The organism is Pseudophaeobacter sp. C1-32P7, assembly GCF_041008775.1.
GTDB lineage: Bacteria > Pseudomonadota > Alphaproteobacteria > Rhodobacterales > Rhodobacteraceae > Phycobacter > Phycobacter gallaeciensis_A.
On sequence record NZ_JAXGFR010000006.1, the window covers coordinates 255,974 to 271,226 of the forward strand.

General features: G+C 61.3%; 13 protein-coding genes and 1 tRNA gene. 5 read left to right on the forward strand and 9 right to left on the reverse strand.

Translation table 11 applies throughout. The features are described 5' to 3' along the window. Positions 1 to 52: 52 nt before the first annotated feature. From SM763_RS11195 to SM763_RS11210, 4 genes are all read right to left on the reverse strand, one after another. Positions 53 to 1,345, reverse strand: coding sequence for an O-acetylhomoserine aminocarboxypropyltransferase/cysteine synthase family protein (locus SM763_RS11195; protein ID WP_368998585.1), 1,293 nt, complete (start codon positions 1,343 to 1,345; stop codon positions 53 to 55). 281 nt (positions 1,346 to 1,626) lie between these two features. Beyond that, a complete protein-coding gene (locus SM763_RS11200; RefSeq protein ID WP_368998615.1) occupies positions 1,627 to 2,844 on the reverse strand; it encodes a class I SAM-dependent methyltransferase in 1,218 nt (405 codons plus the stop codon). 309 nt (positions 2,845 to 3,153) lie between these two features. Beyond that, positions 3,154 to 3,441 carry a DUF6538 domain-containing protein gene (locus SM763_RS11205; protein ID WP_368998586.1) on the reverse strand — a complete coding sequence of 96 codons (288 nt, stop codon included), beginning with the start codon at positions 3,439 to 3,441 and terminating at the stop codon, positions 3,154 to 3,156. 126 nt (positions 3,442 to 3,567) lie between these two features. Next, positions 3,568 to 3,643 (reverse strand) — tRNA-Thr (locus SM763_RS11210). 197 nt (positions 3,644 to 3,840) lie between these two features. Between SM763_RS11210 and SM763_RS11215 the strand changes: the two genes are divergently transcribed. After that, on the forward strand, positions 3,841 to 4,716 hold the full coding sequence (locus tag SM763_RS11215) for a hypothetical protein (RefSeq protein ID WP_368948322.1): 876 nt from the start codon (positions 3,841 to 3,843) through the stop codon (positions 4,714 to 4,716). Between the two features lie 30 nt (positions 4,717 to 4,746). On the opposite strand, the gene SM763_RS11220 is transcribed toward SM763_RS11215, so the two are convergent. Next, positions 4,747 to 5,184: a hypothetical protein gene (locus tag SM763_RS11220; protein WP_368998587.1), complete on the reverse strand. Its 438-nt coding sequence runs from the start codon at positions 5,182 to 5,184 to the stop codon at positions 4,747 to 4,749. A 201-nt stretch (positions 5,185 to 5,385) separates the two neighbouring features. Here SM763_RS11220 and SM763_RS11225 point away from each other — a divergent pair, with 201 nt between their 5' ends. Beyond that, complete coding sequence (locus tag SM763_RS11225; protein ID WP_368998588.1) at positions 5,386 to 6,378, forward strand: GT-B fold glycosyltransferase domain-containing protein; 993 nt, start codon at positions 5,386 to 5,388, stop codon at positions 6,376 to 6,378. Positions 6,379 to 6,397: 19 nt separating this feature from the next. Here SM763_RS11225 and SM763_RS11230 read toward each other — a convergent pair whose 3' ends face one another. Continuing rightward, positions 6,398 to 7,291, reverse strand: coding sequence for a LysR family transcriptional regulator (locus SM763_RS11230; protein ID WP_274830069.1), 894 nt, complete (start codon positions 7,289 to 7,291; stop codon positions 6,398 to 6,400). A 133-nt stretch (positions 7,292 to 7,424) separates the two neighbouring features. Here SM763_RS11230 and SM763_RS11235 point away from each other — a divergent pair, with 133 nt between their 5' ends. The 3 genes from SM763_RS11235 to SM763_RS11245 all read left to right on the forward strand — a co-directional run bounded on the left by SM763_RS11235 (position 7,425) and on the right by SM763_RS11245 (position 10,760). Further along, on the forward strand, positions 7,425 to 8,615 hold the full coding sequence (locus SM763_RS11235) for a cytochrome P450 (RefSeq protein WP_368998589.1): 1,191 nt from the start codon (positions 7,425 to 7,427) through the stop codon (positions 8,613 to 8,615). 75 nt (positions 8,616 to 8,690) lie between these two features. Beyond that, positions 8,691 to 9,722 (forward strand): TRAP transporter substrate-binding protein, encoded by a 1,032-nt coding sequence (locus SM763_RS11240; RefSeq protein WP_065273778.1) that lies wholly within the window; start codon positions 8,691 to 8,693, stop codon positions 9,720 to 9,722. Positions 9,723 to 9,875: 153 nt separating this feature from the next. Next, positions 9,876 to 10,760, forward strand: coding sequence for a DMT family transporter (locus SM763_RS11245; RefSeq protein WP_274832982.1), 885 nt, complete (start codon positions 9,876 to 9,878; stop codon positions 10,758 to 10,760). A gap of 409 nt (positions 10,761 to 11,169) precedes the next feature. Here the strand turns inward: SM763_RS11245 and SM763_RS11250 are convergent, their stop codons facing one another. The 3 genes from SM763_RS11250 to SM763_RS11260 form a co-directional block, all read right to left on the reverse strand. Further along, positions 11,170 to 12,210, reverse strand: a complete 1,041-nt coding sequence (locus SM763_RS11250) for a fatty acid desaturase (RefSeq protein ID WP_368998590.1) — start codon at positions 12,208 to 12,210, stop codon at positions 11,170 to 11,172. A gap of 312 nt (positions 12,211 to 12,522) precedes the next feature. Continuing rightward, positions 12,523 to 13,878, reverse strand: coding sequence for a TRAP transporter large permease (locus SM763_RS11255; RefSeq protein WP_065272999.1), 1,356 nt, complete (start codon positions 13,876 to 13,878; stop codon positions 12,523 to 12,525). Positions 13,879 to 13,881: 3 nt separating this feature from the next. Next, positions 13,882 to 15,204, reverse strand: a complete 1,323-nt coding sequence (locus SM763_RS11260) for a TRAP transporter small permease subunit (protein ID WP_274868210.1) — start codon at positions 15,202 to 15,204, stop codon at positions 13,882 to 13,884. Between the last annotated feature and the right edge of the window lie 49 nt (positions 15,205 to 15,253).

Here is a 15,253-nt window from a genome sequence, read left to right on the forward strand (position 1 = left end):
AGGCCGGGCGATTTGCCCGGCCTTTGTTGTGTTTGCAAACTGCGGCGCGGGATCAACCGCAGGCTTTGGTCAGGGCCTGATCCAGATCAGCGATCAGATCATCGGGATCTTCGATGCCGATGGAAATGCGCACTACGTTGGGGCCTGCACCGGCCGCTTCCTGCTGCTCGGGTGTAAGCTGGCGGTGGGTGGTCGAGGCCGAGTGGATGATCAGCGAGCGGGTGTCGCCGAGATTGGCCACATGGCTGAAGATATCCAACGCATCGACCAGCTTGATACAGGCCTCGTAGCCGCCTTTCACTGCGAAGGTAAACAGGCCGCTGGTGCCCTTGGGATAGCAGGCCAGCGCCCGTTCGTAATAGGGCGAAGAGGGCAGGCCGGCATAGGTCACGTAATCAACGCGATCATCCTGCTCCAGCCAGCTGGCAACCTTGATGGCATTGTCACAATGGCGCTGCATGCGCAGGGACAGGGTTTCGATGCCCATCAGCGTGTAATGCGCCGCCTGCGGGTTCATCGTCATGCCCAGATCGCGCAGCCCGATGGCGATGCCGTGGAAGGTGAAGGCGAGCGAGCCGAAGGTCTCGTGGAACTTCAACCCGTGATAGGCCGGTTCCGGCGCCGACAGGGACGGGAACTTGTCCGAGGCGGACCAGTCGAAATTGCCGGAATCGATCACTGCGCCGCCGGTGACGGTGCCATTGCCGGTGAGGTATTTGGTGGTGGAATGCACAACCAGCGCGGCCCCCTGGGCAATCGGGTTGCACAGGTATGGCGTGGCGGTGGTGTTGTCGACGATCAGCGGCACCCCCGCGGCGTCGGTCACATCGGCCAGGGCGCGGATGTCGGTGACATAGCCGCCCGGGTTGGCGATGGATTCGCAGAACACCGCGCGGGTGTTCTCATCAATGGCATCACGCACGGCGTCCAGATCGTCGGTGTCGACAAAGGTCGCCGACCAGCCAAAGCGTTTGATGGTCTGGCTGAACTGGGTGACGGTTCCACCATAAAGCCTGGTTGAGGCAACCACGTTGCAGCCCGGCGCCATCAGCGGGAACAGGGCCAGGATTTGCGCCGCGTGGCCGGAAGAGCAGCAGACCGCGCCGACGCCGCCTTCAAGCGTGGCCAGACGTTCTTGCAGCACCGCAACCGTTGGATTGGTCAGGCGCGAATAGATATAGCCGACTTCCTGCAGGTTGAACAAAGCGGCCGCATGGTCCGCGTCGCGAAAGACGTAAGAGGTGGTCTGGTAAATCGGGGTCTGGCGGGCGCCAGTGGCCGGATCGGGTCGTGCACCGGCATGAATTTGCAATGTATCAAAGCCGTAGCTGGGGGCATCGGTCATATGTCTCTCTCCCTGAAATCGTGACTTGCCACAGGTGTAGGGCAGCACGGGCGCCCACACAACGCAAACCGGTGAAATCGGGACAGGCTACCTGCAACCCGCGCAGGTCGTGGGAAATTATTCCTGGCCTGTGAAATATTCCTAGCCTGTGCCGGGGAGGCCGTCGTGAGAAGGGGATGGCGCCTCTGGCATTGGCTCCGAAACACATGCGGTCCAAGTGAATGCAGCGCCGGGGCGGGGGCCGCGGCGCTGCAGGAGGGTATTCTTCGTGAGAAGCGGGCCTAGTGGAAAGAGGGGCCCTGATGCTCGATACCTGTGGGAGAGGTCTGCCCCCAGATCGGGGCGCCATCGGCGGCAAGAGCGGCATCCGCCTGCGGTGCGGGGCGCAGGTTCCAGGCCGGGTGCATCCAGACGGCAGCCTGTTCGGCTACTTTTGTGCGCAGCTCGTCCTCATGGACCGACAGGCTCAGCTGTGCGGAATCGTGCTGGGCGGTCACGGCAAACTGCAGCCCCGGCCAGGCCTTGGCGGGCTGATCCAGCAGATAGGCCGTCCGGCCCCAATGGCCGTCAGAGGCCAGTCCGTTGTCCACTTGGATTCCCGGAGCCAGCTCCATCTCGAAGCTGACAAGCACGGCCTGCAGTGTGCCTGCCTCCGTGCAGGTCAGATCCGCCGTGGTGCGGGCCGGTTTGAGGCTGGGCCGAGTGAAGTCGAAGTGGAACAGCTCCGTCGTCGGCCCCAGCGGGCGCAGGTTGCAGGCCGCGAAATCGTTCGGGGTGATCTGCGCAACGCGGGCAAAGTGGTGAAAGGCACTGAGATCAAAGCCTTCCGCCCGTTGCGGGCGCCATAGATCAAGCAACTGATCGCTTTCCACGGCTTGCGCCACCAGGGTCCCGCGTTCGGGGATGGCGCGCGCCTCAGGCTTGGCCAGAGCGCCCATCGCATGGGTAAGTGTTGCCAGCGCGCCTTCGCCCAGAAGGACCGTGTCGACGATTTCCGAAATCACCACATCTGCCGCTTCTGGCATGTCCTCACCAATGACGATCTCATGCGACCATTTCGGGATCACGGTGATGCGGTCAGAGAGACCATTGTCAGCGATGACGCGAGTTGCGGCCTCGGCGATCAGCGGCTGCTGTTCGCAGGTGTAGACGTGTTTCGCCCCGGCGCGCGCGGCTAGCATCGCCGTCAGACCGGCGCCGCAGCCGATGTCCAGCACCACATCGCCCGGTTTTACCTTCGCTGCGATCGCCTTGGCATAGGCGCTGTTGCGGGCCGTATCCGCAAGCATCGGGAAATGCCAGCGCGGCACGAACATCTGGTGCAGCCGTTCCTGGAAAATCTGCGCCTCGTGGTTCCGGGGATCAAGCGCAAGGGCCTGGGACAGCATCTGCGAGGTCCTGCGGCCCCCATCGGTCAGAGGCATGGATTTTGCGAGCTCTACAAGTTTCTCTGCGCCGTGCGCAGCCTGAGAGGTGTTGTCCTGAGGCGAATGCAGCATCTGATTTTCGGCCAACTTTTAGATTTCCTTATTTGAGGCAAATGCGATTGATCCCATATTGCGCAGACGCGTCTAACAAAGGGTAAAGCTGAACTAACGAAGCTGTGAATGCTTCATTGACTGCTGCCGCGTGTCTCGGCGCTCAGACCGGCCTGATCGGCATGGGGTGTCCATTTGATCGCGGTCCGGCGCTGAGATGTTTTTGCTCTGAATGCTGTGCGGGACAGGGGAGAGCACAGCGCGTGATCGGTCCACCCATAGCCCCTCTGCGATGCCCATGCTGCCGAGCCGACAAGGAGAACGATCCGTTCACGGCTGACCTTTGAGACGCAGATACGTCAACATCGCCTCCGACAGCGTCAGAACATCATACGTGACAGAGGCGTCTGCCGACGAGAGAGGAGCTTGCGGGGTCAGACTATGCCGAAGAAAGTGGTTGCCTGGGAGTTCCGCATCCTGAGTGCGGAGGCGATACCAGAATTCGTGGAGTTTGCAGGCAGCCCTGTTTGCCCGGGAGAGAGCGATGACGCGGGACCTGGTCAGCAGGGAGTAGGAGATTTTTCCCGAAGAGTAGTGCTGTCGGAGGTCCACCGGCATACGGGGGTAAGTAGTAGATACCTTCCTTCACGAAGACATAGCTGTGCGAAATGGTCTCCAATTTGTTCTACGCCTCGCCTTGATCAGGCTAAAAGCTAACGTAAAACAATATCTTAGATGAAGGAGTGGTGCCCCCACACGGACTCGAACCGCGGACCTACTGATTACAAATCAGTTGCTCTACCAGCTGAGCTATAGGGGCGCTGCCGGGGAATTAGCGATATTGGGCGCAGCCTGCAAGATAGAAAACGCAAGCAATGCGCAATTCCTGCGTCAAGTTTGTGCAGGCCACTGGCCGCGCGCGCCTACAGAGCATAGGGGCACCTCGTTTGACCTTTGAACGCAGGCGGAGTAAGCCTTTAACCCGTTAAATCATCGCACAAGCAAGGCCCCGATTTCATGCAGGTCATCCTCCACGTGGGTGCACATGGCACCGAAGAAGACCGGTTGCTGAAGACACTTTTGAACAACAAGGAGGCGGCGGCGAAACGCGGTGTCGCTATTCCCGGTCCCGGCAAGTACCGTTACCTGCTGAAGGATTGCATGGGGGCGCTTCTGACTGGAACTCCGGCGCCGGACTCTGGCGAGGTCCTTTGGGATTCGATCCTGGAGCAGGAACATGCAGACCGGGTGATCCTGTCCAACCCGCATTTCTTCGGCTCGCAGCGGCAGGCGCTTGAGGGGCATAACTTCTACCCTGAAGCGGAAATGCGTATGGGGGCGCTTGCGCGGCTGTTCCCGGAAGATCAGCTGGAAATCCATATGGGGCTGCGCGATCCCGGCAGCCTGTTGCCGACCCTTCTGGCGGATGCCAGTCCGCAGCGTGTCGATCAGGTTCTGCAAAGCAGCGACCCGGTGGCCCTGCGCTGGTCGAACCTGCTGCTGCGCCTGCGTACCGCGGTGCCGGATGTGCCGATAACCGTCTGGTGTTACGAGGATATGCCGCTGAACTGGGCGCAGATCCTGCGGCAGATGATGGGCTTTAATTCGGAAGAGCGGATTTCGGGAGGTATGGATCTGCTGTCCTCGATCATGTCCACCGAAGGCATGAAACGGCTGCGCGCCTATCTGCATGAACACCGGGACATGACCGAGGCGCATAAACAGCGGGTGATCGCCGCCTTCCTGGGCAAATATGCCATCGACGAGGCGATCGAAGAGGAAATCGATCTGCCGGGCTGGACCGAGGATCTGATGGACACCCTGTCAGACCTCTATGAGGAAGATCTGGAACAGATCGCACAGATCCCCGGCGTGACCCTGCTGTCGGCCTGATCCGGGGCCATTGGCCCAGGGGCCGTCTGCTCAGGGGGTGGCCGGTTGCCCTTGCCGGTTCACGGTCTGGGTCTCGACCGTCATATCATCATAGGTAAGCTCGATCGTGATCGTCTCGACGCTGTCTGGGGCAAAGGCGCGGTAGGGCAGGCCGTCTTCCTCATGAATGGCGTTCGGGGCGGCCTGATCCAGATGGCAGGGCGGCAGAGGCCAGATTTCCGGGCCGCCATCGTTGATTGATAGCCGGATCCGTGCCAGCCCGCAGCGCCAGGACCACAGGTGGGTGACATAGACCAGATCCTGCCCATTGAAATCCCGGACCGAGATCCAGTTCGCGCGGGTGGCTGCCAGGATCGGCTTGACCTCTGCCGCGGTGGTAAAGGGCGGATCGGCCAGGGCGGGCGTCCCCAGTGTCAGGGCACAGGCCAGCGGAACCAGCAGATTTCGGGACAGGGGGGTAAACATCATACTCTTGCCTTCAACATGAGGACCTTCAACAAAACGGGCCATTTAGCATAGCAGAGCATTGCGAAGACGCCCCCTTTGCAACAGCTTGCAGAGCCAGCACGCCCGGCGGGGCAGAATAGTTTTGACCCTGTCTGCATGGGATTATACTGAAGAAATGCACCCCGCACAGCCATCTTGAGCAGGCGGGCAAAGAGGTTTCAGATGGCAGAGCAGCCGCCCTTCAACATCGTAATCGTCGCTCAGAACGGCAGGTTGCAATACGAGGCGATCCTGTTTGCGGCCTCGCTCCGCCATGCCTCGCCCGGGTTCACAGGCCGCCTGTTCGTGGCTACGCCCCGGCCCGGTCCGCTGTGGAAAAAGGATCCGTCTTTGCGCAGCCAGCAGGTTCTGTCGGTGCTGAAAAGGCTTGGCGCAGAGATCCTGCCCTTTGACAGTCAGCTGTTCGGGGAAAACTATGCCTATGGCAACAAGATCGAGGCCTTGCAGGCATTGCCCGAGGGCGAGCCATTCGTGTTTTTCGATAGCGACACGCTGATCACCGGTGAACTCTCCGAGGTGCCGTTCGATTTCAGCCGCCCCTCGGCCTCTTTGCGATGCGAAGGGACCTGGCCCAAGCCAACGCTGTATGGGCCGGGCTATACCGGGATCTGGCGGGCACTTTATGACCGCTTCGGGCTCGATTTCGAAAGCAGCCTCGATCTGTCGCAGCCCGAGGGATACTGGCGGCGCTATCTTTATTTCAACGCCGGGTTCTTCTACGGCGCTTGCCCGCGCCGGTTTGGCGCGCGCTTTGCCGAATATGCCACCTCGATCCGGGATGATCTGCCGGTCGAACTGGTCGGCCAGTCGCTGGATCCCTGGCTGGATCAGATCGCGCTGCCTTTGGTGATCCATTCCTTTGGTGGTGGGCGCGATGCGTTGCCTGCGGGCTATCTTGATGGGCAGACCAGCTGCCATTATCGGCTGTTTCCGCTGCTCTACGCGCGCGAAACCGATGACGTCATCAAGGTCCTGCACGAGGCATCGGCCCCGAACTGGATCAAGAAGGTGCTGAAAACCTACGAGCCGATGAAGCGGATGATCTATCAGGGGCGGGGCGAAAAGGTGCGTGCGCTGTTTGATCAGGCGAACCTGCCACGGCGTGAACAGGCGATCCGCAACCGCATCAAATCCGAAGGTCTGTGGATGCGCTGATGACCCAAGGTCACGCGGGTCAACAGACGCGGGCGATCTGGTCGCGCAGCCAGACGTGCATCGCTGAATGATGGGTGCGCGATGTCCAGGTCAGGTCGATTTCGAACTGGCCGGGAAAGGGGCAGGGCGCGGCCTGAACCCTATCCTTGAAATGTTCGGCCAGCCGCGATGGCAGCGTGGCGATCATATCGGTGCCTTCCAGCAACTCCGGCAGGGTGGCGGGGCTGGGAATCGACATCACCTGATTGAGCGATTTCCCCGCCGCCGCGATTTCCATCAGAAATCGGGACCGCCAGGAATCACCATAATTCACGACCACTTGCGGCACGGCCAGAAATTCCGCTTCGGAGCGCGGCATGCGGTCCGGCGGGGCATCGCGGGCCATCACCATGACCGCATGTTCGCTCAGCAACGTGCGGCGGAAATAATTGCTGCCCTCGATCCGTACCGGCCCGATCAGAAGATCGCTTTCGCCGCGGTCAAGATGTTGCTTGCCTTCCACGGTTGAGGTCAGGATCGAAATGCGCAGCCCCGGCGCGCTGCGGCGCAGGTTGCGCATCAGTTGCGGCAGGATGGTGGCGCGTTCGTAGTAGTTACAGGAGATGGTGATCTCGGCCTCTGCTTGGCCAGGGTCAAAGGCGCGCGGTTCGGCCAGTTGCAGCACCTCGTCCAGCATCCGGCTGGAGGTGGCGACGATTTCCTCGCAGCGCTCGGTCGAGACCATGCGCCCGCCCTGGCGCACGAACAGCGGATCGCCAAAGGCGCGGCGCAGTCGGTCGATGGTATAGCTAACGGTCGACTGGTTGATGTTTAGCGTCTCGGCCGCCCGGGAAAACGACCGGTAGCCATGCACTAGACGCAGGGTGCGCAAAGCAGCGAAATCAATGCTGAGTGGATCGGGATTGGATTTCATTTTAGCAGTCTAACCCGTTTGCACACCTCTTGTATTGAAAAAATGCATGTTCAAAATCAACAAAATTGGATTGCCTCATTTTGGCTGGAGCTTTTAGGCTCGTTCGGATCACGTCGCACTCGGGGAGGAGAAGATGACGGTTTCGATGCTGCAACAGGCACCGCAGGAGGAGACGATTACGATCCGGGACCTGACCCTGGATCCTTATCCGATTTACCAGCGCCTGCGCCGGGAGGCGCCCGTAGTCCGGGTGAAATCGCTGGGCCGCACCATGCTGACCCGCGCCGAGGACACCAAATACGTCAAAGACAACCCAGGCATCTTCAGCTCCAACGATCCCAAGACGCCGATGCAGCGGGCCTTCAGGGCGCATACGCTGATGCGCAAGGATGGCGCCGAACACGCGCGGGAGCGCGAGGCGATGGCGCCGACCTTTACCGGGCGCAATATCAAGGGTTGCTGGGAGGGTATCTATACCAAGATTGCCGAGGATTTCGTCGCGGGGCTGCCACGCGGCGAAACCGTGGATCTGTTCCCGGCGCTGGCGGGCCCCTTTGCGGCGCGCTGCCTGAAACACCTGTTGGGTATCCCCGAAGCCAGCGACGATGACATGCAGCGCTGGAGCCAGATCCTGATCGACGGGGCCGGCAACTTCGGTTTCACCGATGAGCTGTTTGCCCAGTGCGATGCGGCGAACGATGAAATGGATGCGCTGTTCCGTGCTGCCATCCCGCGCCACAAGGCCGATCCCAACCCCAGCGCCCTGTCGGTGATGGTGAATGCCGAGGATCCAATCCCCGAAAGCCAGATCTTCTCCAACATCAAGATCGCCATCGGCGGCGGCATCAATGAACCGCGCGATGCGCTGCTGACCATCCTCTATGGGCTGTTCACCAATCCGGAACAGCTGTCCGAGGCAAAGGACAAGGCGCTATGGGGCCAGGCCTTTGAGGAGGGGGTGCGCTGGGTTGCGCCGATTCAGGCCAGCTCGCGCCTTGTGCTGGAGGACACCGAGATCCGCGGACACCTGATCCCCAAGGGCGATACGGTGATGACCATTCAGGCCTCGGCCTGCCGCGACGAAGAGATTTTCGAGGATGGCGAAAGCTTCAACATCTTCCGCGAGCGCAAGCCGCATCAGGCCTTTGGCAACGGGCCGCATTTCTGTCAGGGCACACATATTGCCCGGCGCATGTTAGCCAATATCATGCTGCCGATGCTGTTCGACCGCTTCCCCAACATGACCCTGTCGGACAGCGAGCCAGTCAATTTCTACGGCTTCGGCTTCCGCGGCCCCCGGAACCTGCCGGTCGCGCTGAACTGACAGCCACACACGGATAACAAAGGGGCGGTGATCTAATGCCGCCCCGGTCTTCATCATCATCTGGGAGGAAACATGATGAAACATACCCTGCTGGGCGCCGCGTTTTTTGCCGCGGCCACCGCATTGTCACCACTGATGGCACAGGCGCAGGAGGTGACGCTGCGGCTGCACCAGTTCCTGCCGCCCCCCGCCACCGTGCCAAAGATGATCCTGAAACCCTGGGGCGCGCAGGTGGAGGAAGCCTCTGGCGGGCGGATCAAGATTGAGCATTTCGATGCCATGTCGCTGGGCGGAACCCCGCCGGGTCTGATGGATCAGGCGGCTGATGGGGTCGCTGATATGGTGATGACCGTGGTGGGCTATACGCCCGGCCGCTTCCCCAAGACCGAAGTGTTCGAGCTGCCCTTCATGATGACCGATCCAGTGGCCACCTCGAAGGCCTTCATGGAACTGGTTGAGACCGACCTGCAGGAGGGCGAGTACAAGGACGTCAAGGTGCTGGGCGCCTGGGTGCATGGCCCCGGCGTGATCCACACCGAAAGCGGTGTGAGCAAGCTGGAAGACATGGAAGGGCAGACCCTGCGCGGTCCGACCCGGATCATCACCGATATGCTGAAGGAACTGGGCGCCACCCCAGTTGGCCTGCCGCTCCCCGCCATTCCCGAGGCGCTCTCCAAGGGCGTGATCAGCGGCACCGTGATCCCCTGGGAGGTCACTCCGGCGGTCAAGCTGACCGATCTAGTGGAACACCACACCGAGTTCAGTGGCAAGGAGGCGCTTTATACCGCGACCATCGTGCTAGTGATGAACCGCGACAAGTACAACGCCCTGCCGGATGATCTGAAGGCTATTCTCGACGCGGAATCGGGCCAGAAACTTTCGGCCTTTGCTGCCAAGGTCATGCTGGAGCGCGATGCGCCGGGCCGCGAAATCGCCGAGGACAAGGGCAACGAGATCGTCGTTCTCGACGAGGCCGAAGTGGCCCGCTGGAAGGAAAAGGCACAGCCTGTGATCGCTCGCTGGATTGATGAGGTCGGCAGCAAGGGCATCGATGGAGAAGCCCTGATTGAACAGGCCAAGGCGTTGATCGCCAAACACGGCGGATAACACCCCGATCCCAGAACCGATGGGGTGCGAAAGGGCGTGGGTCGCTGACCTGCGCCCTTTCTTTGTGCCGGGGATCCTGCGCGGGCGGCTCTGCGTTGCAAGTTGCGGGCTTTGCGGCGATAGATCGTGCAGAGGCAGCACGCAGGGGCGGACATGGGGTCTTTCAGATGGATGGGGCTGGGGGCGGTGATCCTGGCAGCGATGCTCTGGGGCACCACCGGGACAGTGCAGGCCCTGTTGCCTGCGGGCCGTGATCCGCTTGCTGTGGGGGCTCTGCGCCTGCTGTTCGGCGCCGGTGCCCTGTGCCTGCTGGCACTGATGCAACCCAAGAACCGACTGGCCCTGCGGCATCTGCCGCTGCCGGGTGTCCTGTTCGCCGGTGTGGCGATCGGCAGCTACAACCTGCTGTTCTTCTACGCGGTCGCGCTGGCCGGGGTCGGGATCGGTACCGCGGTCGCCATCGGCAGTGCGCCGATCTGGGCCACGCTGTGGGAGCGGTTTGCGCAGGGGCGCAGGCCCGGTCCTCTGCGGCTCATGGGGCAGGGGGTGTCGGTTCTGGGCGTTGGTCTTCTGGGCTATGCGGGCGCAGGCGAGGGCGGCGCACTGTCGGGGGTTATCCTGGCGCTGCTCTCGGGCGGCTGTTATGCGGCCTATTCGCTGGCCACCAGTCGCATGGGCGGCACGCTGCCTTCGACCGTGATCGCGGCTTCGACCTTTACCGTTGCGGCGCTGGTAACTGCGCCGGTTCTGTTCATGGTGCCGCTCGATTGGCTGGCGGGGCCCTCCGCCTGGACCGGGTTGGTATTCCTTGGTGTCGGGGCCACGGCGCTGTCCTATGCGCTTTATACTTGGGGGCTGACCCGGGTCACCGCATCCACTGCCGTTACTCTGGCGCTGGCTGAGCCGGTCACCGCATGGTTCCTCGCCACCATAGTGGTGGGAGAGGCGGTAACGCCGGGCGGTCTGACCGGCGTGGTTATGATCCTTACGGGCCTGCTGGTGGTGACCCTGTTTCGCGACCGGGCGCCGGGGCGGTAGGGCGCCATGAGGCAGGACCTGCAACGGCTGTTGCAGCGGCTCCTTCGCCGGGGACTATGCCTTTGCGCGGATACGAACAGGGCGGGGAGGCTGGCTGATATTCTGCCGCGCTGACGCTGGCAGGCACCGGATCAGAGATCGCCTCTCCCTTGAATTCCGGCGCGTCGAAATCGAACCGGCGCAGCAGCCGGAACAATGCCCTGCGCCGCAGCGCAGCCTCTTCTTTTTCGAGCAATTGATGCATGTTGATCAGACCCCACGTCCACAGATCGGAAAACCCTGGCATGCGCGTTGCAAACAGAGAGTTTCCGGCGATCCGGAAAAATAGCGAGGTTTTTCGGAGTATTAAGCTGAGTGAACCGCGTCTTTGCTCATGAAAGACGCGGTTTCAGGGTGGCTTTGACCCGGATCAGGCCGCCGTCAGCAGCGGGCGGGCCTGGGCAAAGGACAACAGCCGGCGGCTGTCTTCGTCCCAGAGGTGCAGCCGCGCATTGGCCAGGCTTTCGCGGATGGTCATGCGGTTGCTTTCGGCCAGTTCCTGATGGTCGCGCAGCACTTCGGTCAGCCGGTAGAACGGGATACGGCTGTAAAGGTGATGCACGTGGTGGATGCCGATATTGGCGCTGAACCACTGTAGCACGGCGGGCAGCTGGTAGTAGGAACTGCCGTGCAGGGCGGAGTCATGCAGCTGCCAGTCTTCGTTGCTGTCCCAGTTGGTATGTTCGAACTGGTGCTGCACGTAGAACAGCCAGACGCCGATGGTGGCCGCCAGCAGGGTGGTCGGCAGGAAGATCAGCAGCAACGGTTGCCAGCCGCCGAAATACCAGATCGTCAGCAGCGCCGCCGCAATGGCCAGATTGGTGAGCATGGCGCTGACCCAGTATTTCGCACTGTCCATCAATCCCAACGGCACCCGGTTTTGCAGCAGGAACAGATAGCTGGGGCCAAGGCCGAACAGCACCAGTGGATTGCGATACAACCGGTAGACAAGGCGCTGGAACGGACCAAGCGCGCGGTATTCGGCAACGGTCAGCGTGTGGACGTCGCCCATGCCGCGTTTGTCGAGGTTGCCGGTGGCGCTGTGGTGCACCGAATGGGTGCGGCGCCAGACATCATAGGGCGTCAGTGTGACAACCCCCATGACGCGCCCGATCCAGTCGCTGAAGGTCCGGTTGGGGAAGAAGGCGCCATGGCCGCAGTCGTGCTGAATGGCGAAGAGCCGCAGCAGGAAGGCGGCGTTGAAAAGGGAAATGCCGAAGGCCAGCCAGTAGCTGACCGACAGGCTCCACCAGGCCAGTGCCCAGAGAATCACGAAGGGAATGATGGTTGCACCCAGTTCAAAGGCGCTGCGCAGCTGGTTGGGATTCCGGTAGCCGGCAAGGGTTTTCACCCAGTCGCGTGCAGGAGTTGCACCCCGGGGGGTGCTGTGTAGGTCGGTCGTGTCGGTCATGCGCCTGCTGTATTATTGCTTCTTGATTGTCCCGATACCCTAGCAGATGGGTATGGCAAGCGAAATTTGAAACTCCTTTGCTGGAACAGGAACTGCGGTCATGGTCTGTGCGGGCGCCTTTGCGGCGTGAAATCCGGCCAAGAACACATTCAACCAGCTGATTTTGAGGGATAAAGCAGGTCGTGCTTCTCTGCTGGGCCGGGGATTGGCAGAGACAATGCGCCGCAAGGGCACAAAGTCACAAAAATATGAGCCGCCCCGGGTCGGAGCGGCTCATGGTTGGGTGTCTGGCCGGTTGGGCGGCAGTCTTGCTTAGCCGTAAACCAGGCGCGGCAGCCATGTGATGATCTCGGGGAAGACCATGCAGAGGATCAGGCCGAGGATCTGCAGGCCAAGGAAAGGCAGCGCCGATTTGAAGATATCCGTCATCGGGATTTCTGCCGGAGCCACGCCGCGCAGGTAGAACAGTGCATAGCCAAAGGGCGGCGACAGGAAGCTCATCTGCATGTTGACGAGGTAGAGCACCCCGAACCACAGCACCAGATCCGCCTCAGAGGTGAGGCCAAAGGGTTCAGGCCCCATCGCCTTGATGATCGGCACAAAGATCGGCACGCAGAGCAGCAGGATACCCACCCAGTCAAGGAACATGCCAAGGACCACCAGGACGATCATCATGATGATCAGGATACCCCAGGGACCAAAGCCGGTTGCTTCCAGCGCCGATTGCACGAACTGCTGGCCGCCTTCGAGGACGTAGAGACCGACAAAGATGGTGGCGCCGAACATGATCCAGATCACCATAGCGCTGGCCTTGAGCGTGCCGATCGAGGCTTCGCGCACGGTCTGCCAGTCCAGCTTGCGGTGGATGGCGGCGACTATGAAGGCACCGAAGGTGCCGATGCCGGCCGCCTCAACCGGGGTAGCAACACCGGTAAAGATCACCCCCAAAACGATGACGATCAGAGCGATAGGCGCCGACATATTGCCCATCAGGCGCATCTTCTCTGCAAAGCTGACGCGTTCTTCCACCGGGATCGGCGGGCCAAGCTTGGGATTGATCGTAGAGCGCAGGATAACATAGAGCACATAGGTGCCCGACAGCATCAGCCCCGGAAACACCGCGCCGATGAACAGCTCACCCACCGATTGCTCGGCCACCACGGCATAGATGATCGCCAGGATCGACGGTGGGATCAGGATGCCGAGCGTGCCGCCCGCCATGATCGACCCCATCGCGATCTTCGGATCATAGCCGCGTTTCAGCATCGCGGGCAGGGCGATGATGCCCATGGTCACCACCGCGGCGCCGATGACGCCCACCATGGCCGCCAGAACGGTTGAGGCGATGATGGTCGCGGCGGCAAGGCCGCCTTTGACGCCGCCCAGCACCTTGTAGATCACATCGAACATGTCGTTGATGATCCCGGCCCGTTCCAGCATCGAGGCCATGAAGATGAAGAGTGGGATCGCCGAGAGCTGATAATTGGTCATCAGCGGGAAGATCCGGCTGGGCACGATATTCAGTGCCCTTTCATCGCCAAGCACATAGAGAAACACGCAGGCCAGACCGCCGGTGACAAAGGCCAGCGGTAGCCCCGCCAGCAAAAGCGCCAGCAGCGAGCCGAACATGATGAGTGTCAGCCACTCAATTCCGATTTCCAGACCCATGTCTTAGGCCCCCTTCACGATTGCGCGCACGTCCTGCGCAAGCTTGGAAATACCCTGCAGAACCAGCAGCAGGCCGCCGATCACCATGACCCATTTCATCGGCCACAGCGGGATTTCCCATTCATTGAAGCTGATTTCGCCCCAGCGGATATTCGGATCGGTCCACTGCGCCAGGTTCATGCTGCCCAGCATTTCACCAAATCCGATATTGCCGCGCGCCCATTCCGAGATGACCCCGTTGCCGGTCGCCACCGCGTTTGCGTCCAGCGCGAACTTGTAGCCGGTGAAGAGCAGGGTGAAGGCGAAGATGAAGAAGAAGATCGAGGTAAACAGATCCGCCCAGGCCCGTTTCGGACGGCTGAGTGGCGCATAGAAGATGTCGACGCGTACATGCGCCTCGGTCAGCATCGCATAAGAGCCGGCAATCAGGTACTGCATGCCGAACATCAGATACATCGCCTCATGCGCCCAGTTGGTGGGCGAGCCGAAGACATAGCGGCTGATCACTTCGAAGTAATAGACGAAGACAGCGATTACCGCCCAATAGCTGACGAATTCACCCGCCATCAGGGATGTCCGGTCGATCCAGCCGGTCCAGCCCGTCGACACATGGCTTGAATCCTCGACCCGCTCGGATTCTTCCAGCTCCCGCAGGGCCCTTTCCGCTTCGCTTTCGGGTTCCTCCTCGGGCAGGTTCTGATTTGCGCGGCGCACCAGACCCGGCATCAACACCGCATCGACCAGCATCGCCGCCAACAGCACATAAAGCGCATAGGCGCCCACCTTGTTCCAGAAGGCCAGATTGTCGCCTGCCACCTCCAGCGCGGGGGTGGCGGTTTTCAGATCCTCGGTTGCCTGCGCGATCCTTTCGCGCCCGTCACTCAGCCGCTGTTCGGCGCGGGCGATGTTCTTTTCGGCGCGGCGTTTGGCAAAGGTGCCTTCTTCGGCCTCGGCCAGATCCGCGCGCATCTTGGGTAGGTCCGCCTCGGCAGCTTCGATCCGGCCGGTTTCGCGCTCCAGCGTCCGTTCCGCCTGACGCACCACGTTGGAGGCATCCGACAGCACGCTGCGGGCTTCCTGGCCGTTGGAGTTTGAGATCAGGATCAGAATGAAGACCGGGATGAAGGCCAGGCCCATCAGGCTGCGCAGATAGAAGCGGTGCAGACCCAGCATGCCGCCGGTCACGAGAATGAAATAGCCAAGCGCGTTGGTATATTTGCTGGGGCCGGTCCGTGGCCGCCTGGCCAGAACCATGGCCACCAGCGGAAAGACGATCAGTCCCACCCAATAGGCCCAATGGGGCAAGGTGACATCGAGGCTGGGCATGGGGTCCCCCGTTATTTTTGATTGTTTGAGGTCAGAGCAACGGACCCGC